This window comes from Aurantibacter sp. UH7, from assembly GCF_056839165.1.
In genome coordinates, this window is the sequence record NZ_CM166388.1 from 3,520,655 (window position 1) to 3,540,933 (window position 20,279).

General features: G+C 33.7%; 18 protein-coding genes and 1 tRNA gene. 12 read left to right on the forward strand and 7 right to left on the reverse strand.

What is annotated here, in order from left to right:
- Positions 1 to 41: 41 nt before the first annotated feature.
- Positions 42 to 551: a ferritin gene (locus tag UH7x_RS14940; protein WP_482360721.1), complete on the reverse strand. Its 510-nt coding sequence runs from the start codon at positions 549 to 551 to the stop codon at positions 42 to 44.
- A gap of 303 nt (positions 552 to 854) precedes the next feature.
- Between UH7x_RS14940 and UH7x_RS14945 the strand changes: the two genes are divergently transcribed.
- The 7 genes from UH7x_RS14945 to UH7x_RS14975 all read left to right on the forward strand — a co-directional run bounded on the left by UH7x_RS14945 (position 855) and on the right by UH7x_RS14975 (position 9,473).
- The gene (locus UH7x_RS14945) at positions 855 to 1,616 is read left to right on the forward strand and encodes an MlaE family ABC transporter permease (RefSeq protein ID WP_482360722.1); all 762 of its coding nucleotides are present in this window, start codon (positions 855 to 857) and stop codon (positions 1,614 to 1,616) included.
- Positions 1,613 to 2,398, forward strand: coding sequence for an ABC transporter ATP-binding protein (locus tag UH7x_RS14950; RefSeq protein WP_482360723.1), 786 nt, complete (start codon positions 1,613 to 1,615; stop codon positions 2,396 to 2,398). Before UH7x_RS14945 ends, UH7x_RS14950 begins: the two co-directional genes overlap by 4 nt.
- Positions 2,399 to 2,401: 3 nt before the next feature.
- The gene (locus UH7x_RS14955; protein WP_482360724.1) at positions 2,402 to 3,370 is read left to right on the forward strand and encodes an MlaD family protein; all 969 of its coding nucleotides are present in this window, start codon (positions 2,402 to 2,404) and stop codon (positions 3,368 to 3,370) included.
- A 142-nt stretch (positions 3,371 to 3,512) separates the two neighbouring features.
- The gene (locus UH7x_RS14960) at positions 3,513 to 4,364 is read left to right on the forward strand and encodes a universal stress protein (protein WP_482360725.1); all 852 of its coding nucleotides are present in this window, start codon (positions 3,513 to 3,515) and stop codon (positions 4,362 to 4,364) included.
- Between the two features lie 305 nt (positions 4,365 to 4,669).
- Positions 4,670 to 5,131: a pyridoxamine 5'-phosphate oxidase family protein gene (locus UH7x_RS14965; protein ID WP_482360726.1), complete on the forward strand. Its 462-nt coding sequence runs from the start codon at positions 4,670 to 4,672 to the stop codon at positions 5,129 to 5,131.
- Positions 5,132 to 5,177: 46 nt separating this feature from the next.
- Positions 5,178 to 7,586 (forward strand): phosphoenolpyruvate synthase, encoded by a 2,409-nt coding sequence (gene ppsA, locus UH7x_RS14970; protein ID WP_482360727.1) that lies wholly within the window; start codon positions 5,178 to 5,180, stop codon positions 7,584 to 7,586.
- Between the two features lie 183 nt (positions 7,587 to 7,769).
- Positions 7,770 to 9,473, forward strand: coding sequence for a carbamoyltransferase family protein (locus tag UH7x_RS14975; protein WP_482360728.1), 1,704 nt, complete (start codon positions 7,770 to 7,772; stop codon positions 9,471 to 9,473).
- Between the two features lie 63 nt (positions 9,474 to 9,536).
- Here UH7x_RS14975 and UH7x_RS14980 read toward each other — a convergent pair whose 3' ends face one another.
- From UH7x_RS14980 to UH7x_RS14995, 4 genes are all read right to left on the reverse strand, one after another.
- Complete coding sequence (locus UH7x_RS14980; protein ID WP_482360729.1) at positions 9,537 to 10,577, reverse strand: peptidoglycan bridge formation glycyltransferase FemA/FemB family protein; 1,041 nt, start codon at positions 10,575 to 10,577, stop codon at positions 9,537 to 9,539.
- A gap of 147 nt (positions 10,578 to 10,724) precedes the next feature.
- Complete coding sequence (locus UH7x_RS14985) at positions 10,725 to 11,741, reverse strand: hypothetical protein (protein WP_482360730.1); 1,017 nt, start codon at positions 11,739 to 11,741, stop codon at positions 10,725 to 10,727.
- Positions 11,731 to 12,219, reverse strand: a complete 489-nt coding sequence (locus tag UH7x_RS14990; protein ID WP_482360731.1) for a P-loop nucleotide/nucleoside kinase family protein — start codon at positions 12,217 to 12,219, stop codon at positions 11,731 to 11,733. Before UH7x_RS14990 ends, UH7x_RS14985 begins: the two co-directional genes overlap by 11 nt.
- Positions 12,220 to 12,412: 193 nt before the next feature.
- Entirely contained in the window at positions 12,413 to 15,556 is a 3,144-nt protein-coding gene (locus tag UH7x_RS14995; RefSeq protein WP_482360732.1) for a PKD domain-containing protein, read from the reverse strand.
- Positions 15,557 to 16,034: 478 nt separating this feature from the next.
- On the opposite strand from UH7x_RS14995, the gene UH7x_RS15000 reads away from it, so the two are divergent.
- The 4 genes from UH7x_RS15000 to UH7x_RS15015 all read left to right on the forward strand — a co-directional run bounded on the left by UH7x_RS15000 (position 16,035) and on the right by UH7x_RS15015 (position 18,782).
- Positions 16,035 to 16,691, forward strand: coding sequence for a WG repeat-containing protein (locus tag UH7x_RS15000; protein WP_482360733.1), 657 nt, complete (start codon positions 16,035 to 16,037; stop codon positions 16,689 to 16,691).
- A gap of 245 nt (positions 16,692 to 16,936) precedes the next feature.
- Positions 16,937 to 17,473 carry a carboxymuconolactone decarboxylase family protein gene (locus UH7x_RS15005; RefSeq protein WP_482360734.1) on the forward strand — a complete coding sequence of 179 codons (537 nt, stop codon included), beginning with the start codon at positions 16,937 to 16,939 and terminating at the stop codon, positions 17,471 to 17,473.
- Between the two features lie 129 nt (positions 17,474 to 17,602).
- Positions 17,603 to 18,478, forward strand: coding sequence for a universal stress protein (locus tag UH7x_RS15010; protein ID WP_482360735.1), 876 nt, complete (start codon positions 17,603 to 17,605; stop codon positions 18,476 to 18,478).
- A 10-nt stretch (positions 18,479 to 18,488) separates the two neighbouring features.
- A complete protein-coding gene (locus tag UH7x_RS15015; protein WP_482360736.1) occupies positions 18,489 to 18,782 on the forward strand; it encodes a hypothetical protein in 294 nt (97 codons plus the stop codon).
- 160 nt (positions 18,783 to 18,942) lie between these two features.
- Here UH7x_RS15015 and UH7x_RS15020 read toward each other — a convergent pair.
- Positions 18,943 to 19,018 (reverse strand) — tRNA-Lys (locus UH7x_RS15020).
- Between the two features lie 227 nt (positions 19,019 to 19,245).
- Here UH7x_RS15020 and UH7x_RS15025 point away from each other — a divergent pair.
- Positions 19,246 to 19,761, forward strand: a complete 516-nt coding sequence (locus UH7x_RS15025; protein ID WP_482360737.1) for a shikimate kinase — start codon at positions 19,246 to 19,248, stop codon at positions 19,759 to 19,761.
- Here the strand turns inward: UH7x_RS15025 and UH7x_RS15030 are convergent.
- Entirely contained in the window at positions 19,753 to 20,250 is a 498-nt protein-coding gene (locus UH7x_RS15030) for a phosphoribosyltransferase family protein (RefSeq protein WP_482360738.1), read from the reverse strand. The two genes, UH7x_RS15025 and UH7x_RS15030, sit on opposite strands and share 9 nt — an antisense overlap.
- Positions 20,251 to 20,279 lie beyond the last annotated feature (29 nt).

A 20,279-nucleotide genomic window follows, 5' to 3' on the forward strand; every position in this document is an offset into this window, starting at 1 on the left:
ATGTTATTAATGATTATTTATTTAATTATAATTTGAACCATTTAGCTGGCCAATTCATACATTTCTTCATCGAGTTTTCGAAGCATGCTTGGGTCTTCACCAAACGCTTCTAATCTATCTATTAAATATTGTACTTTACTTAACTCCTCTGCTTGTTCCTTTGAATACCATAATCCTAATTCTACAACCATATAATTTTCTTCGTCGTGTGCAGCTTTGGTAAGAGCATAACATTGTTCAGTTATTTCTTTTTCATGGGCCATTGCTGAAAGTATCACATCAGGTAAGCTAATAAATTCTTGTTTTGGTTTATCCAAAGCAGGTGTAGTTGGCTGTATGCCGTTGGCGGACAACATTACTTCTGCCTTTTCGGCATGTATAAGTTCTTCGTCGCTATATTCTTTAAATAGTTTTGCAGCGCCTGTATACCCCTTATCATCTAACCACATGGACATGGCTAGATATAATCTTGAAGAATATTCTTCCTGTTCTACTCGGTAGTTGAGTAATTTGACCATGGATTCGCTTAAAAATTCTGATTGTGTTTTCATTTTTCTGACTTTATTTTTTCCGTTAAACACTTAAATGGTTATTGGGTTTTCAAAATTATGGGTAGACTTTTGAGTAAACCCTGACCTAAGTCAGTAGAACGAAAAATGATTGAAAAATTAAATTTTGCTTGTTCACATCGGACAACCTTCTTATTTAAATCAAAAAGGATATAAGGTATAATGCATCAATTTATTTATTGGAAAACTCTTGGTTAATTATGATATAGGTCATAATTAGAAAATAGGCAATACTCTATTTTTGGTGAAAGCAGTATGCGTACTATGGTAATTTCATTACAAATAATGGATAAGGTCAAAACATTCTTTATCGAAATCGGGGAGCTTTCTTTTTTTGCTGCACGTTTTTTTAAAGAATCAATTAAACCACCTTTTGAGTACAAAGAACTTTTGAGACAATGTTATCAATTGGGCAATAGGTCTTTACTACTGGTTATGGTAACCGGTTTTATTATTGGACTTGTTATGGATTTACAATCTCGGCCCACTATGATACAGTTTGGAGCGGAATCTTGGATGCCGAATATGATTGGGATTTCAATTGTACGTGAACTGGGACCAGTTATAACAGCATTAGTCTGTGCAGGTAGAATTGCTTCAGGTATTGGCGCAGAACTGGGTTCTATGAGGGTTACAGAACAAATTGATGCAATGGAGGTCTCTGGCACCAACCCTTTTAAATATTTGGTAGTGACCCGAATTCTAGCGGCTACTTTAATGCTTCCGCTATTGGTTGTTTTGGGTGATGCAGTTGCATTGTATGGCTCCGCGTTGGTCGAATATTTCAAAGGGGATGTAGCATTCCAACTTTATTTCAATACAGTTTTTGAAGCGTTGTCCTATAGCGATTTGATCCCAGCAACTATTAAATCTTTTTTCTTTGGTTTTGCTATAGGTCTTGTCGGTTGTTTTAAAGGTTATTATAGTAAAAAAGGAACGGCTGGTGTTGGTGTAGCAGCAAATACAGCAGTTGTTTTTGCATCAATGCTATTATTTGTCATCGATTTTATCGCTGTTTTTATATCAGATATATTTTATGAGTTATGATAGAAGCTAAAAAGAACATAACCACGGAAGAACAGAAATCTAATGCCAGAGAGGTAATATTAGAAATCAAAAATCTAAATAAAAGCTTTGGCAATAATCATGTGCTCAATGGTTTCAACATGAAACTTTATAAAGGAGAGAATTTGGTGGTAATGGGGAAATCAGGTTCTGGTAAATCAGTCATGATTAAATGTTTGGTAGGTTTAATACAACCTGATAGTGGTTATATAGCGGTTATGGGAAAAGAAATCAAAACCCTAAACCGAGAAACTTTAGATGCTCTACGATCAGAAATAGGTTTTTTATTTCAAGGTAGTGCGCTATACGATTCAATGACCGTACGTGAGAATTTGGAATTTCCAATGCGGCGGCATAAAGAAAAACTAGGTAAGATTACTGATACAACACCTTTGGTGCTTAAGGCACTGGAAAGTGTCGGACTTGAAAATACCATTGATTTAATGCCAAACGAACTTTCGGGGGGAATGAAGCGTAGAATTGCATTAGCTCGAACATTGATTTTAAAACCAAAAATAATTTTATATGATGAACCTACTAGTGGTTTGGATCCAATTACTTCTAAAGAAATAATAGAACTAATGGGGAACATACAAAAACAATACGGTACTTCATCTTTAATTATTACTCATGATGTAGACTGCGCCCGTGTCATTTCAGATCGGATGATATTACTGGTCGATGGTACTAATTATATTGAAGGCACCTATCAAGAACTTATAAAATCAACTGACCCCAAAGTCGACGCATTTTTTAAAAAATAAATTATGGAACGAACAACATCACAAAAAATAAGACTTGGAATATTTGTCGTAACGGGAACGGTTCTTTTATTGGTTGCAGCTTATTTGATTGGAAATCAACAAAATTTGTTTAGTAAAACTTTTACTTTGAACACCACCTTTAAAAATGTGAATGGGCTTAAAAAAGGGAACAACGTGCGCTATTCGGGTATTAATGTGGGCACAGTGGGAGATATAGAAATGGAAAATGATACTACTATTCTGGTTTTGATGATTATTCAAGATAACATGCGAAACCACATAAAAAATAATGCTATTGCCGCTATTGGCTCCGATGGTTTGGTAGGTAGTATGATTATTAATATAGTTCCCGGAAGTGAAAATGCACCCCTGGTAAAACCTGGAGACAATATTAATTCGTTACGTAAAATTGCAACTGCAGATATGATGAGTACACTAAACGTAACTAATGAAAATGCTGCTTTGCTTACTAAAGATTTATTAAAAGTAACGTCTTCACTTAATAATGGCAAAGGTATTTTGGGAAGGTTACTGAATGATACTTTAATGGCCAATGATTTGCAAAAGTCTCTTGTAAATTTAAAATACGCAAGTAGTGAAGCGAATGAAGCAATGCTTGAATTAAATAAATTAGTGAAACAATTCGATTCAAATGAAAGTGTGGTTGGTACTTTATTAAGCGATTCCATATCCGGAAAAAAAATGCGTAACGTAATTTCTCATTTGGAAATTTCATCTATGGAAATTGAAAAAATGGTTAAAGATTTAAATTATGTTGTTGGTAATATTAAAGAAGGTAATGGTGCTATTAATTATTTGGCAACAGACACGACTTTAGTTAAACGATTACAAAATACTATGAAAAATGTTGATCAAGGTGTTGAACGATTTAATGAAAATATGGAGGCTTTAAAACATAATTTTTTAACTCGGGGATATTTTAAGAAAAAGGAGAAAGAACAGGAAAAGTAGCAGAAGTATAAACCGAATCGTATATCAAGAAACTTATTCTAAAAAACAAGAATTATCAAACATTTTAGTACATACTGATAAACGTCATTTAAAACATTCTTCACTTTCATTAGATTTATGTAAGATTTAAAAATTTAATATAATGAAGACTATTATTTATGCTACCGATTTTTCAGAAAATTCTGTAGCAGCATTACATTTTGCATATGCGTTGCGCAAAGAATTTAATTGCGAATTAATAGCATTACATGTATTTGAATTGCCAATTGCACTCGCGGGCACTGTTTCATATTCCTATTCACATAAAGAAATACGTTTGTTTAGTGAATATCGTAGCAAACTAATTGCTTTCTGCAACGAACATTTACAGAACGAGCAGGAACCTTTGAAAATCACATGGAAAATTGATGAGGGCAAGCCTGTCTCTGATATTATCATTAAAAATGCAAAGGAGTCAAAAGTCGATTTTATTATTGTAGGTAAAAAGGGCGGAAGTCCTATTCAAGAAGTGCTTTTGGGCAGCAATACTAATTCTCTAATTAAAGAAGCGCCTTGCCCAGTATTGGCTGTGCCCGTAGATGCAGATTTTCGAGGAATTAAAAAAATGGTCTATGCAACAGACTTTGAAAGTGATGATATTTTTACCATCGAAAAAATAGTAAAACTTGTCCAACCTTTTGAAGCAGACCTTCATTTGGTACATGTGACATCAGTAGAAACAGATGCCAATAAAAATCAAATGGAATGGTTCAAGGATCTATTGCACCAAAAGATAGACTACAAGAACATAAAGTCCGAATTGCGTTTTGGAGAGGATGTATTTACAACCTTACAAAAATATATCGACGAAATCGAACCAGATATGGTTGCCATGTTGGAACGAGAAGGCAATGGGATTATCAAAAAATTGAGACATCAAGACCTTGTCAAACGAATGAATAGCGATGTAAAAGTACCACTGCTTTGTTATCATAAAAATAAAGTTCATGCCTGATTGATTTGAAAGTACTTTATTTAAAGGTAAATACTATTGCAAAACACCAATTTTAGATTAATGAAAAACACTATTTGCTTTTGATTATTCTAAAATTATTTCATTGCACAAAATTATATCAGTAAACTGATTTGTGTCATACTTCAAGTTGATGTAATCGCATAATTTTACTATGTCCGCTTTATTATTTTTCAGATGATGCTACTCCAGTACTATCTTTTATGGCAGTATAGGCTTAGAATGAAAACAAATTTAGTTAGACATTGATAGTGAGAGAAATTAAATAATTTTTTATAAATGATATCATGATAAAAGATTTAGAACCACAAGATTGTAAAGAAATACTTCGAAACAATTATATAGGGCGCCTAGCTTATATAGCAGAAGAAGAGCCTTTTGTAATACCCATAACTTATTACTTCTATAATGAAGATAATAATAGCATTATTAGTTATTCTTTGGAAGGTCATAAAATCACCTCTATGCGCAAAAAACCTTCTGTGTCTTTACAGGTTGAAGAAATAAAATCGGTTAGCAAGTGGAAATCAATTTTAGTACATGGCGAATTTGAAGAGTTAAGTGGTAGTGATGCAAAAAATCTACTTCATAAATTTTCAAAAGGAGTACGTGGGGTTATAAATAACATAGAAGAGAAAGAACTTAAGTTTATTAATGAATTTTCAAGCAAACTTGATGCTAAAGGAGCTTCTCCTATAGTTTATCGGATTAACATAATTGAAATAACCGGAAAATATAGAGAAGAGTAAGGTTGTGATGCTTCTATAAAAGACTTGTTGTTTAAAAATATCAAAAATGAAAAATTACATTAAACACTTTAACGAAATAGACATTAATGATGTACCTACAGTTGGGGGTAAAAATGCTTCATTAGGTGAAATGTTTCAAAAGTTAACTTCAAAAGGCGTACAAGTGCCGGATGGATTTGCGACCACTGCTTCGGCATATTGGCATTTTTTAGAACAAACTAATATTAAGGACAAACTTTTTGAGGAGCTTGCGAAATTAGATAAAAAAGAATTTTCTAACCTACGTACTGTGGGTGCAAAAGCACGGAATATCATTATTAAGGCCTCGTTTCCGACTGCAATTAAAAAGGCGATAATCGAAGGATATAATGCTTTAGCTGAAAAATATAAAGGAGACCTTTCTCTTGCTGTACGCAGCAGCGCTACCGCCGAAGACTTACCGAATGCTAGTTTTGCTGGTCAACAAGAAACCTATTTAAATGTTAAGGGAACGGATGATTTAATTACTGCCTGTCATAAATGCTATGCTTCGTTGTTTACCGATAGGGCTATAAAATATAGAGAGGATAATGGTTTTGATCATACTAAGGTGGCACTATCTATTGGTGTTCAATTAATGGTGCGCTCCGATTTAGCCTGTTCCGGTGTAAACTTTACGCTTGACCCAAATACTGGTTTTGACAAAGTGGTTTTAGTTTCTGGGGTATGGGGTCTTGGCGAAAATATCGTGCAGGGTAGTATAAACCCAGACGAATTCTATGTTTTTAAACCGAGCTTAGAAACTGGAGTAAAACAACCAATTATCTCCAGAAAAATGGGAAGTAAAGAAAAAACTATGATTTATGATACTTTGGGTAGCGGTATCGTAAATCTGGATACTCCTGTAGAAAAGCAAGAGCAATATGTATTGAGTGATGAAGAGGTTGTAAAACTTGCTCAGTGGTCTTTGATTATTGAAAAGCACTACGGTCGACCTATGGACCTAGAATGGGCCAAAGATGGGCAGACCAATGAGCTTTTCATTGTGCAAGCACGCCCTGAAACAGTACAAAGCAATATAGAGGATAAGTTGAAAATTGTAACCTACAAGCTAAAAAGAAAAGGAAAAGTAATTACCACGGGAATAGGTCTAGGAAATAAAATAGCCACTGGTAGAGCCAGAGTTTTGCATAATCCGCAAGAATCAGATAAATTACAAAAAGGCGAAATTCTAGTTACTGAAAAGACAAATCCGGATTGGGATCCTATCCTTAAAAAAGCTGCTGGTATTATTACGGACCAAGGCGGGCGCACTAGCCATGCTGCTATAGTTGCCCGTGAAGTAGGTGTGGCTGCTATCGTGGGAAGTATCAACGCTACCAAACGAATCACCGACGGAGAAGAAATTACAATATCTTGTGCCGAAGGTAATACTGGCATTGTTTACGAAGGTCATTTAGAATGGGACGAGAAAGAAATAGATGTAAAATCACTTAGAAAACCCCATACGCAACCCATGTTAATTTTGGCAGATCCTGATCAGGCTTTTAAATTTTCATTTTATCCTGCTGCTGGTATTGGATTAATGCGTTTGGAGTTTGTGATAAACAATTCTATTCAGATACATCCCATGGCTCTAAAGCATTTTAATACTTTAAAAAATGTATCCGTCAAAAATAAAATTGAAAAACTGACTCATCACTATCCTGATAAATCTGATTATTTCATTCATAAATTAGCAGAAGGTGTTGCTACCATAGCTGCAGCTTTTTATCCTAAAGACGTGATTGTGCGCATGAGCGATTTCAAATCTAATGAGTATGCCAACCTAATAGGAGGCACAGAATTCGAGCCGGTAGAGTCAAATCCTATGATTGGTTTCAGAGGAACATCACGGTATTATCACCCTAAGTATCAAGACGCATTTGAACTGGAATGCAAAACAATGAAAATGGTTAGGGAAGACATGGGTTTGGAAAATGTGAAGCTTATGATTCCATTTTGTCGTACTTTAAAAGAAGCTAAGAAAGTTGTGGGTCTTATGGAAAGTTATGGATTGAAACGTGGACAAAATGGACTGCAATTGTATATGATGACTGAAATACCGAACAATGTAATTTTAGCGGAAGAGTTCGCCGAATTTTTTGATGGTTTTTCTATCGGTTCCAATGACTTAACCCAATTAACATTAGGCGTGGATAGAGATTCTGAACTGTTAAGTGAAATTTTTGATATTAATGATCCTGGGGTCAAAAAAATGATTGCCCTGGCCATTGCTTCGGCACGCAAAACAAACACAAAGATTGGACTATGCGGACAGGCACCTAGCGATTATCCTCAATTTGCACAGTTTCTGGTGGAAGAAGGCATCAATTCAATTTCCTTCAACCCCGATGCACTATTACAGGGTATTGATAACATCAATAAAGCTGAAGAAAGTTTTGTGACTTTCGGAATGGCGGAGAGTGGCAATTGAAGTTAATTCGAATTGTAAAATTGCATATCGTCTACATTAAATATTCTTTATTTAATTGTGGTGCACTGCCTATATAATAAAGTGAGAGACAAGATATTCTTCTCGTGCTATGTGATTTACTCAAACTATAATAAACTTATATTTGATAAATTATTTTTTTCCTTATACTCAACATAATTACTAATGATTATACTAGGCCTAAACTATTACTTTCATGATTCTACAGCTTGCATCATAAAAGATGGTAAATTAATAGCTGCAATTGAAGAAGAGCGATTAAATCGAGATAAACATACACAAGCTTTTCCTAAATTGGCCATTGAACGTTGTTTAAAGTTGGCTGATATATCAATTAAAGAAATTGACCATATTGCTGTTTCCATAAAACCAACAACCAATTGGTGGCAGAAATTAGTTTACCTCTTCAAACACCTCGGTAGTTTCATGCCTTTTGTAGGCCATTACTTAGTAAGTGCGTATGCTAAGCAGCGTCGTTTTTGGATTTGGTACAAACAACAATATAATTCGAAAGAGGAGGGTCCAGAAGTTCATTTTATTGAACATCATCTTACACATGTGGCTGGTTCATTTTTTGTTTCTCCATACAAGGATGCGGCTTTGTTAGGCATCGATGGTTCAGGTGAATGGGCAACTTCTTGGCTTGGATATGGAGAAGGTAATACTGTTACTTGTTATGAGCAAAGTTACTTTCCCCATTCCCTAGGTTCTTTTTATGAGGCTGTAACCGAATTTTGTGGGTTTAGACCAAATTACGATGAAGGAAAGACAATGGGTTTAGCCCCTATGGGTAATCCAAATACATTCATTAAAGAAGTAAGAGAACTTGTTACCGTAGATGAAAATGGGAAAATTAAGATAGACTTGAGCTATTTTAATTATCAAAACATAGTTGGTAAAAGATGCTCAGATAAATTTTATAAAACCTTTGGTAATCCGCGTATTCATGAAGAAGATTTTGAGCAACATCATATGGACGTAGCAGCAGCTTTCCAAAAAGTCTTAGAAGAGCGAATTTTGGAAATATGTGAATTTCTCTACAAAAAAACGAAGGCCAAATATTTGGTGCTTTCTGGTGGTGTTTCTTTAAATAGCGTTGTAAATGGAAGAATTGTAAGGGAAAGTCCTTTCGAGGATGTCTATATAATGCCTGCAGCGGGAGATAATGGCACTGCCATAGGAGCCGCGTATTACTTGTACAATGGTATTTTAGGAAATAAACGTAATTATGTGCATGATAATCCGTATGTGGGTACAAGTTATACCAATGAGGAAATAAAGAAGGCTATAGACGGTGCTAAACTGGAAGCTGAATATGTGGAAGATATTTGCCAAAAAGCAGCAAATTTGTTAGCCGAAGGTAATATTATTGGATGGTTTCAAGGTGCCATGGAAATTGGTCCGAGGGCTCTAGGCAGTAGAAGTATTTTGGCCAATCCTGCCTTTCCACAAATGAAGGATAAAATTAATGCTGAAGTAAAGTTTAGGGAGGCATATAGACCCTTTGCGCCCTCATCTCTAGTTGAAGCATATAAAGACTTTTTCGACCTTGAAGTAGAAGCTCCTTTTATGCTTAAAGTTTGTAATGTTTTGGAAGATAAGCAACATTTAATTCCCGCCATAACACATGTTGATGGCAGTGCGAGGTTACAAACAGTAAATAAAGAATTACACCCTAGGTACCATGAAGTGATTCAAAAATTAGGAAAAATTACAGGAATTCCTGTTGTATTAAATACAAGTTTCAACATTCAAGGAGAACCGGTTGTAGAATCACCTAAAGATGCGCTTCGTTGTTTTTATTCAACTGGATTAGATTGTTTAGTAATTGGTAATTATTTATTGAAAAAGAATACTGCTTTGCATTAGAAATATCTTTAATATTATTCTTTTTAAAGGTATTTTAGATGTTACTACAAAGATTGAATTAATTTAAACAGCGCAGCGATAGCACGGAAAATAAATAGTACAATTATTATGTAGCGCTGCACAAGGTCTTTTTTGTCTTTCGTTAACTAAAATATCATAAACACTTTCGTTAGCAATAAAATTCCAAACTTGAAAAGGCTTCAAATCTTTAGAAAAACTATTCTTAAAACGAAATAATGAATCTTCCTCGCTACCAACTCCTCCACCAAGGTTTAAATATTTGTAGTTCTCTTTATATGCTTGAATTCTAATTGTGTCTATAAGTAATTTCACCGCGTTCAAATGCATAAATTCTTTTTTTGCACCTGATAAATGATATTGAACAATCTCACCTTTTTTTATGAATAATACACCAGCAACCACTTCACCAGATTCATTATCTATGGCTAACAAAATTTCAGTTTTAAATTCTTTACTATTCATTAAACCTTCGAAGTACTTTTTAGAAAAGAAATATCCTGGTTTTGCATGTACACGTTGCATAGTTTCATGATAAATGGTAATAAAGGTGTTTAAATCTTCTTTTGTAGATACTTTTTTAACACTGCAAAGTCGTTTAGATTTGTTTATATAGGTCTTCAACCTTTTTTGATATTGTTGATATTGGTCTTCTAAATCTGCGGTAAGATTTATATTTACGACATTGCCCAGAGTTAATATTTTGCCTACATTTTTAAGACAGACATTTTGGTTGGATATAAAGGGGTTAAGTCTCGTGAAAATAGATATAATATTATTTTCATTCATTAATGTTTTAAGTTGCTTAAGAAAAAGAGTATTATCAAATTGATTGTTTAAATTTTTTGATATCGGTCCGGGATAACCATATACAGATGTCGCATCATAGTAAGACGTGCCTTCAATTTTTCTTATTAATAAAGGAAAAGCTATTATAATATTATCTTCCGTATATTTTATCAGTATAGGTCTATCCCCTTTATTATTATCTAATTGATGATAATCATAGGTGTGATAGAAGTCTACAAAGTCTAGTTGCTCCAATAGGGCACACCATTCGCTTTTAGATTCGATAATATCAATCATCAATTTAGATTTGGATATACAATACTTCGATTAAAACAAAGCTATATGAATATGCATTGATTAAAAATGACATATATCATGCACGGTATCATAATTAAATAAGTACGCTTAGAGAATAAAAACACTAGGCATTTGAAGGTATTTATACTAGTTCTTATCAAGTATTTTTATATAGGTGTCCATCAACGAAATATATTTCTCCGTCTCAACTAGGGCTTTACTTTTAGTAACACTATTTGATGCGTTTTTTGCCCGTAGACTGTTCACTTTTGCCCGTACATTAGCACGGTAACTTTTATAATAAATAAAAAGATCGTACTCGATGTTTTTTTTCATTGTAGGAAAAATACGGTTGTAATATTCTATAAATAAATCTGATAAACCTTTTCTGCCCAATGCATCTAAATCCATACAAAGAAAAGCTACCTCATTTAGCACATCAATCTGGCGGAAATCATCATTAAATTCAATACAGTCGAAGAGTTGCGGTTTAGGTAATAAGAAAATATTTCGGGTATGTAGGTCGCCATGGCAATCCCTAAAAAATCCATTGCCTAACCTTTCAATAAGCAATTTTTTGTTTTTATTTAGAAAGGTATTCGATGTCAATAAAGCATGGTCTATACGTCGAGCACTTTCCGGATTAAGGTTTTCTGAAAGAAATTCTTTTTCTAAAGCTAGATCTTTGAATTTTTCGTTTAAATCAATATATTTTTTATTATAGGTAGGGGTTGCTATTTGGTGGAAATTCGCTATGTTTTGTGCTAAATGTTTGATGTCTAATTTGCTTACTTTATTTTGTAAAAGCAATACGTCCATTTGTTTCTTTGGGTCTAATTTTCGCATTTTTAAGGCATAATCGATTAGCAATCCCGCTTTTCCATCAATGGAATAATTCCCTTGAAATTTATTTATTGGTAATACTGCCTGATATATATCTTTAGAAAATCGTTTATTCAATTCTAATTCTCTTTCGCAAAAATGTTTACGCAATGCTATTGTCGAAAAATCAAGAAAAGAATATTTGATAGGTTTTTTGATTTTGTAGACAAATTGGTCACATAAAATTACCCATGAAATATGAGTTTCGACCAGTTTCTGAGGATGGGCTTGCTCTGGGAATATCCCTTGGGAAAATAAAATGTCGATTTCTTCACTTCTCATCCGTAAGATATTGAATAGCTTTTTGTAACATGTCTTTTATGTTTTCATTGGTAGATTCTAACCGTAAATATTCATCATCAAGAGGTTCCCATTTTTGCTTGATTAATTGGTATACTTCAAAGTCTGCTTCACTAAAAGGTCTGTTTTTCTTTAATCGTTCTTTGATTAAACGTTCTTTGGCCCAAACTTCGATAACATATATTTTTTCTTTAGTATTCTTAGTAAACAGTTCACGAATTTCTTTTTTATAAAAAGTAGCATCTAGCAACAAATTCTTTTTTTTAACAATGGCTGAATGCATTTTTTGTAGCATGACTTTATAGACCTTAAGTTTTTCTGAATCGGAATAGATGCGTTTCAGAAACAAGGATCTTCTTATTTGGTCACTATTTACATATTCGGCATTAATCATTTTGGCTAGTCTTTCTGCGAAATAGCTTTTACCCGAACCTGGAAGACCTATAACAATAGTTATCATTTATTACTTATTTTTTTACGGGCATTAAAACTCTAATAATATTCAGAATGAAAAAAACACAAAAAATAACAGTTTTTATAAATCTGCAAAAAGGCAAAAATTGTTAAAAAAACGCCTTGAAAAGGAACTCGATTTAATAGATATTGTAGCGTTTAATATTCAAAATTATATTTCAGATTCAATCTAAAATATTTTAATTATTCACCAACAATTTTAATACTATTGGGTCTCCTTGGTTAAGCTTAGTAGTTATAAAATAAAGTTCATTTCGCAGCGTAGAAATTGCAAAGCTATACGTGTCAGTAGCCGATGGTTCTGGTGTTTCAATAGTTGCTATTAATCTTCCCGTAATATCATGTAAGAAAATTGATTCTACATTTAAATCTACAGGTTTGTTTAACAATTGAATATTTGCTTTTCCTTCTTTAGAAGGGTTTTCTTGGAGTATAACCACCATTGGCTTAGAAACTTCATCTATTGTGATTGATACGGTTGAAGAATGTGTTAGCCCATCAGCGTCCATAACGGCGAGTTCAATACTATAAGAACCAGCGGCCTCAAAAGTATGAGTAGGGTTAATTTCATTAGAGCTGTTACCATCTCCAAAATCCCAGAAATAACCTGTTATACCATAATCATCAGTTGAACCTTGTCCAGTAAAATCTATAGTAAGTGGGTCGTTGGTAATAGTTTGTGCTAAAGCAATGGCAACTGGTGATTCATTCGGTTTGTTAATAGTTATGTTTGTTCTATTAATATTGAAAAGGCCTTCACTATCTATTACTTTAAGTTCTATTAAATATGTGCCTGGCTCCGCATAAGTATATGTTAGGTTTGTTTCAGTTGAACTGTTCCCATCTCCGAAATCCCAGAGATAGCTTACTATTCCTTGATCATCGGTAGAGTTGCTTGCAGTAAAATTAATTGCGAATGGATTGTCTGTAATTGGAGTAGCTAAAACTACTGCATCTGGAGGTAAATTTATTGGCACATACATTTGATTGATCCATTCCTTTATTAAGGTGACACCCTTATCATCAATTACATCTTTTGCCAATGGAGGCATCATAATACTTTTGTCTCGATTGTTGAATCTGTGATATAATATGGATTTTGATGCATTACCGGGTACAAGTATTTCTTCACCTTCGATACCAACAGATACAATATTACCAGCTATTAAAAGTCCTGTTTCCTCAAGGTTATTAATCAAACGTAAATCAAAATCAGCTCTGTTACCTGTACCCGGTCTATGGCAATATGCACAGTTTAAGTCAAGATAAGATCTCGCCTTTGCGTCAAGACTTGCATTGGAATCATCCAAAGCCTTGTAGGTAAGAAACCCTGAAGTGTCACTGTCTAAAATGGTTTGGTTTAATATGCCTAAATGACTAAGTGTTACTAATTGATTTGCTCTTTTATTAGTTTTGTCATATGTATACTCGGAATTAAGATATCTTGTTCTAAGACCTAAACCGTCTTTAGAAGCATTGTTATGGCAGGTAATGCATTCTGAATTTGATGGGTAACGCCAGTTTTGATAGCGAGTATCACCATTTACAGCTGTAATAGCAACTGGTTCATCAATACCGACTTTTTGTAATATGGCATCGGTTTCAGCGTCATTCCAATTATAGGTTAGGAAATAAAAATTCCCATCGTTACCTTTTATCGAAAAACGGGTTTCTATTTTTTTTGTTTTGTTCGGGTTATTGTCGTCGACCTGAAGGTCGAAATGTTTAATTAGGACGGTGCCATCTGGAAATTTCCACTCTTCATTTTCTGAAAAATCAATCATTTCATCTGTTGTGTCATGGGTGCCATCATTCGGTATAGCCATCCATCTTTTTTTCAAAGCTCCATCTGACCAAAAAGATTCAATCAATTCGTATGGTATCATACCACTAGATGCTTGAAGTGTAGATAGATTTTCAAAAGCACCTGTTTCGGACAGCTTTTGTGGAATGTTCTCATAACTTATTTTAGGTGTACTTAATTGATATATATTTACATTGTTTCCTAACTTTAAAATATAGATTTCACCATCTTTATTCTGTCCAAAGGAAATAACGTTTTTTGGTAAAAAATTTCCTAAAAGTGTATAATCACCAGTTACCGTATCTACGGACCAAATCTCTTCTCCAGATCCATAATCGGCACATATATATTTGCCATAAAGTGTGGGAATATCGGTACCTCTATAAACATATCCACCAATAATGGAGTTGGCATCTTCCGATTTGAAAACAGTAAGAGCTTTTTCATGGGGCATATTATTATACAGCTCAGTTAAACAGTTACGCGGTCCAGAAATATCACCTTCATAAACTGGCCATCCATAATTTTTTCCTTTAGATAGTACATTAATTTCTTCATGAGTATTAAGCCCAACATCTCCTAAATAAAAAATACCTGTTGCCATATCTTTGGTCATTCGATGCGGGTTTCTCAAACCAAGACCATAATATTCTTCAAAATTTAAGCCCTCTGGGCTAGGGAAAGGGTTGTCATTAGGAATCCAATATTCTTTTCCTGTAACCTCATCAGAAAACCCAAGGTCTTCAGGTATTGTTCGAATTGGTTTATGACTTTTTGTAGGGTCTTTATCAACATCTATTCGTAAAACACCGCCGTCAATATTGTTTACAATATCTTGTGCCTTTTTCCACGCTGTTTGATCTCCCATACTAAGGTATAGAAATCCATCATCACCAAAATTTAGGCCACCACCTCTATGGCTAGTACCATACATACGTATTTTTATTAATTCTACCCTTGACCCAGTTTTAAAAGTCAAAGTTTGCGGGTCTACCTCAAACCTTTCTAGTTTTAAAAAGTTACCCCAATATTCTTCTGAATCACAATTTTGAGTAGTATAAGAATCTGGAAAATCATTGCCTTCACTATCTTTTGTTGCATAATATATATAGAAGAAATTGTTGCCATTATTGCCAAAATTAGGATGTATAGTCAAACCCAAAAACCCCCCATCTGACACCATTCCTACTTCATTAGAAATATCCAATAATAGATTCTTTGTCTTTGTATTTTTATCATTGTCGAACCAAAATATTTTGCCATCAAGTTGCCCTAATATAATTTTGTTTAGGTTAGGGATTGTGTTGAGAGTTATGGGATTATCAAATTTCAATTGATCAAATGCTACCTTATAAGGGTGTTGTGTAGCTTGTACTTCTGGGAAAGCCCCATCTAAATATTTCCCGATAGCTTCGGGTGCATTTAAACCGGATCCGAAAAAGTAAGGTGTAGTACTTAAAAGTAATAACGAAGTTATGCAAATCAAAAAAAGATGTAATCTTTTAATCTTATTTTTCATCGCCATAATGGTAGTTATTTTTACCAAATGTAACTCTAGGGTTTATTCCAAAATATGATTTTAGTCATTTTAATCTAATTATAATTCGGGTCTATTTATTAAAGATTATTAAATATTTACGATGAAAATTCGATTAGATTTTACGGCCTTCCTTGTTTATTTTGTTATTATCCGTATATAATAATTACCAAAAAAACATGCAAGAAATTTAAATTATCTTAATAAATTAAATAACAGTTTGCCAAGGTGTGGGAATTACAATTGTAAACTGGAGATTGATCTTATGAACACTACTTTTTTTGTTCTATTGCCGAAATTGTTTAAAAAGTTAGTTTAATCATAGTAGTAAAAAGATTTGGTAAGTATACACTAAAAATTAGGAACAAAATAATTTTAGAAAACCATAGATATGACCTATGTCATTATTCAAAAAGAAGGTAAGATGTACCTTTATTTTTGAACAATAAAACTTATTAAAATGAAACGATTTTATATTATTACATTATGTATGACAGTATCTCTTTTTAGTTTCGGTCAATCTTTAGATGAGTTAAATAAACCGATAATTGACGATCTCAATGAAGTGGCTCCATTTCACGAAGGACTAGCGGCTGTTAGAAAAGGAAATCAATGGGGGTTTATTGATGCCACGGGTATATTGGTTATAGGGTTTAGAGATGACTTAGTTTGGAACAAAGAAGCTAATAAATCAAGTTTGGGAATAGAAAGTCTTACATATCCTAAATTTAGCGATGGCCTTTGCATTATTAAAGGATATAATGATGAAGGAATTCCGAAATATGGATTTATTGATACGTCAGGCAAGGTTGCTATTGAGCCTGAATTTATAAATGTTAGCCATTTTAATAATGGTATTGCTATCGGTATTTATGAAAGTAAATCGCTGCGCGGAAAAAACCCGTTTCAACTTAATATTTATGATTATGCTTTTACCGAAGTAATCGTTAATACTTCAGGGGAGCTTCTATGGCCTATCCAGGAACGTAATAATATTGTAATGTCAAAAAAATTATTTAAGCTACCTGAATTGGAAGCTAAAATGATTTCAGACTCCTTGTTGGCAATTAAAGATAAGAATCAACATTGGAAAATTATTAAACCAAAACTGCAATAATAAAAAGTGAAATCGAAGTTTATTTTTCGTTTCTACAGATTTTCACCTTAAAGAATCCTACATGAAAACTAAGGATGGAAATGAAACTAAAATGACTATTTATGAAAGCGGATTTTAGTATATCTGAAGCGATAAGCGCAAGGAGTGAATTTAAAAATAAGTTCAGTTTATGGGAAATGTACCGTGCCTTTATTTACCTTCCCATAGCAGTTACAACGTTAATCAAGAACCATAAAAATAAATTGGTGGACGCTGATTTTTTGAGGCGCTTACAATTAGCCGTAACCGAAGTAAATGGCTGCCCAGTCTGCTCATACCAACATACAAAAATGGCCTTGCAGCAAGGTATGAGTGGTGAAGAAATAAGTAGTTTTTTAAGCGGAGGAGCGGAATTTATCAAGCCTGAAGAAGCAAAAGCGATTATGTTCGCTCAACATTTTGCTGACTCAAGGGGGTATCCTAAGAAATATGCTTACGATTCCATAGTAATGGAATATGGTGAAAAAGAGGCACGTATTATGCTCTCCGCTGTACAAATTATGATTGTAGGCAATATGTACGGAATTCCATATAGTGCGTTCCAATCTAGACTTAAAGGAAAACCTTACAAAGATAGTTCCTTATGCTATGAATTAGGAATGTTGATAGTGGGTATTCTATTAATACCGATTGCACTTGTTCATGGGTTTTTAAGAAGCTTAATCGGTTTGTCGAACAAAAGACTTGATAAAAGCATAGAGCGTGAAACCGACTCTTTAGTAGTGATGAAGGAGCATAAATAAAAATACATGCTTTTAAAGGTGTTTAATAAATCCAATTTCAGGATAGATTTAATACTAGTATGACTTAGGTCATTTGTTTTTTCTTATATGAGTTATAGCTTTGATAAATAAATTTAAAATCACATTCAAGTGAAAACAATTCTATATGCCACCGATTATTCAGAAAATTCTGTAGCAGCATTAAAGTATGCCTACAAGATGTCAGAACAGATGGAAACACGTTTAGTAATTACCCATGTGTTCGATTACCCTACCGTTTTAGGAACGGAAGGGCTTGATGAACCCTTTCCACATTTGGAGGAAAGTGCCTTTAAATCGCATCGAGCGAAATTAGAGCGTTTCTGCGAAGAGCATTTGAGTAAAGTTTGGAAAGCTCCGAACATACAATTGGAAGCTATTGAGAACAAGTCCGTTGTAAAAGGAATTATCTCGGTAGCAGACGAATGGCATGCCTATTTAATCGTTATTGGAATGAAAGGTGGAAGTGCACTTCGCGAAATGCTAATGGGAAGCACGACCAAACATCTCATCGAGAAAGCTCCTTGCCCTATTTTGTCGGTTCCTTCGGACGCCAGCCATATGCTGATTAAAACTATCGTTTACGCTACCGATTTTGAGGAAGAGGATGTATACGCTATTCGAAAATTAGCAGAAATAGCCGAGCAATTAGATGCAGAAATAAAAGTCGTTCATATCTCCACCAAAGAAGAATACAAGGGAGAGATGCAAATGGAATGGTTCAAAGGGATGCTGCATGAGAAAGTTACTTATAAGAAAATGGAATTTGAGCTAATATTCACAGAGAATGTTTTTGACGCTCTTAGAATCTATCTGGGAGATATGAATGCAGATTTGATGGTTATGTTGGAAAGAGAACACAAAAGCATCTTAAAAAAATGGTTCCATCGAGATCTTGTAAAAAAGATGGAATCATACGGTAGGATTCCACTCTTAAGTTTTAGGGGAGCCAACCATCAACTCTTTTATTTTAAAGCAGCACTTTAATACATTAATTATGGCTAGAAGAATTTATAGTATCGTAATAGCATTTGCATTAGGATTGGGTATTTATCTGTATTCCATTAAAGAGACGCATTCAAAGTTATTCTTGATAGTAACAGCAGGGTTTATTTTTACTTTTTTGAGTATGGGCATACATGGCTTGATTGCACATTCGTTGAACCCGAAAGCAAAGGGAGGTATTTTATTGTATCCGCTTTTAATGGGAGCACTATGGGCCTTCATGTTCTTTTTGTTCGTGTTTTTCATTCTGCCTTTGTTCTGTCCCGATTTTTTGCTACAGCCTTAATCTTTTTACGATTATAACACGAATTGTTGTGCATGAATCCAAAGAAGAATTAAGAATAGTAGCATAGTTGACGTCTTCAATTATACTTAAGATGAAAGTCAAAATAACGTGCAAAAAAAAACCTTGCTAATCATAAGATTAACAAGGTTTTGGTTTCGAATGGTGACCTGGCTGGGGCTCGAACCCAGGACCCTCTCCTTAAAAGGGAGATGCTCTACCAACTGAGCTACCAGGTCATATTGTCAAAAATAACTAACTAAGTTTCCTCGATTAGCGGCTGCAAATATAAGATCATTAATTAATTAATGAAACTTTATTTAGAAAAAATAATCAATAGATTTTGATAATAGTTGTAAGTGCCTGTTATAGCAGTATTTATAAGGCAATAAAACTTAAAATAATTTGAGTCCACTTTACTTTGATATCAATATAAAATAATTCATTTTTACGAAAAATTGAGAACATGAAAATCGTCTTACTTGGATATATGGGCAGTGGTAAGAGTACTGTTGGTAAGCAATTGGCAGAAAAGTTGAAGTTTACTTTTCTAGATCTTGACACATTTATAGAAGAAAAAGAAGAAATGACTATTCCACAGTTGTTTAAAAAAAAAGGAGAGATCTATTTTCGAAAAAAAGAATCGGAATATGTTGTTAAAGCGTTAGAAACAGGTGATGACGTTATTTTGTCGTTAGGTGGTGGTACGCCATGTTATGGCAATAATATGGAAGATATATTAGCATTAACCGAGAATGTTATTTATTTAAAAGTATCTGTAATTGGTTTAGCACAAAGACTTCAGAAAGAAAAAAGTGAACGCCCGTTGATAAAGAATATTCCGGATGATGATTTGCCAGAATTTGTAGGGAAACATCTTTTTGAGCGAAGTATGTTTTATCAAAAAGCGAATTACACCATTGAATGCGATGCTAAATTAGTTCAAGAAATAGTATTTGAAATTGAGGAAATACTAATCTAAATAAACACTATCATTCTTAGCTTCAAATCTTACATGTACATGTACATGTAAAGAAGTAGATAGAGAGATGCCTTTGTAGTCGGCCTTTACAGGGTATTTTTTATGATTTCTATTTACAAGAACAGCTGTTTTTAATTGGCGTAAGGGTGTTTCTAAAAAATGATGGACGCCATAAATGAGCGTAGTACCTGAATTAAGTACATCGTCAACAATTACCACCGACTTGTTTATATATTCATCTTCGGAAATAGATGTCTGAACCCCACTTTTAAGCGGATTCTTTTTATCCATAGATACTTTACAGATGATTATTTCAGCTTCAGTAATTTTTTTAAGTATAGCACCCAATTTCTGAGCTAGTTTAAGTCCACCACCTTCTATACCAGCTATAATAATTGTCTTTTCCTCAACATTAGCCTCATAAATTTGATAGGCAATACGTTTTACCTTATGCTGAATTTGCTGATGCGAAAGAATCTGATTGTCCATATTCAAAAAATCTATTCAAATATAATCAA

Coding starts and splice junctions, on each gene's coding strand:
- UH7x_RS14945 (WP_482360722.1), top strand. CDS start 855: ATGGATAAGGTCAAAACATTCTTTATCGAAATCGGGGAGCTTTCTTTT.
- UH7x_RS14950 (WP_482360723.1), top strand. CDS start 1,613: ATGATAGAAGCTAAAAAGAACATAACCACGGAAGAACAGAAATCTAAT.
- UH7x_RS15015 (WP_482360736.1), top strand. CDS start 18,489: ATGGCTAGAAGAATTTATAGTATCGTAATAGCATTTGCATTAGGATTG.
- ppsA (WP_482360727.1), top strand. CDS start 5,178: ATGAAAAATTACATTAAACACTTTAACGAAATAGACATTAATGATGTA.
- UH7x_RS14955 (WP_482360724.1), top strand. CDS start 2,402: ATGGAACGAACAACATCACAAAAAATAAGACTTGGAATATTTGTCGTA.
- UH7x_RS15000 (WP_482360733.1), top strand. CDS start 16,035: ATGAAACGATTTTATATTATTACATTATGTATGACAGTATCTCTTTTT.
- UH7x_RS14980 (WP_482360729.1), bottom strand. CDS start 10,577: ATGATTGATATTATCGAATCTAAAAGCGAATGGTGTGCCCTATTGGAG.
- UH7x_RS14985 (WP_482360730.1), bottom strand. CDS start 11,741: ATGAGAAGTGAAGAAATCGACATTTTATTTTCCCAAGGGATATTCCCA.
- UH7x_RS14960 (WP_482360725.1), top strand. CDS start 3,513: ATGAAGACTATTATTTATGCTACCGATTTTTCAGAAAATTCTGTAGCA.
- UH7x_RS14965 (WP_482360726.1), top strand. CDS start 4,670: ATGATAAAAGATTTAGAACCACAAGATTGTAAAGAAATACTTCGAAAC.
- UH7x_RS14940 (WP_482360721.1), bottom strand. CDS start 551: ATGAAAACACAATCAGAATTTTTAAGCGAATCCATGGTCAAATTACTC.
- UH7x_RS15025 (WP_482360737.1), top strand. CDS start 19,246: ATGAAAATCGTCTTACTTGGATATATGGGCAGTGGTAAGAGTACTGTT.
- UH7x_RS14975 (WP_482360728.1), top strand. CDS start 7,770: ATGATTATACTAGGCCTAAACTATTACTTTCATGATTCTACAGCTTGC.
- UH7x_RS14995 (WP_482360732.1), bottom strand. CDS start 15,556: ATGAAAAATAAGATTAAAAGATTACATCTTTTTTTGATTTGCATAACT.
- UH7x_RS15030 (WP_482360738.1), bottom strand. CDS start 20,250: ATGGACAATCAGATTCTTTCGCATCAGCAAATTCAGCATAAGGTAAAA.
- UH7x_RS14990 (WP_482360731.1), bottom strand. CDS start 12,219: ATGATAACTATTGTTATAGGTCTTCCAGGTTCGGGTAAAAGCTATTTC.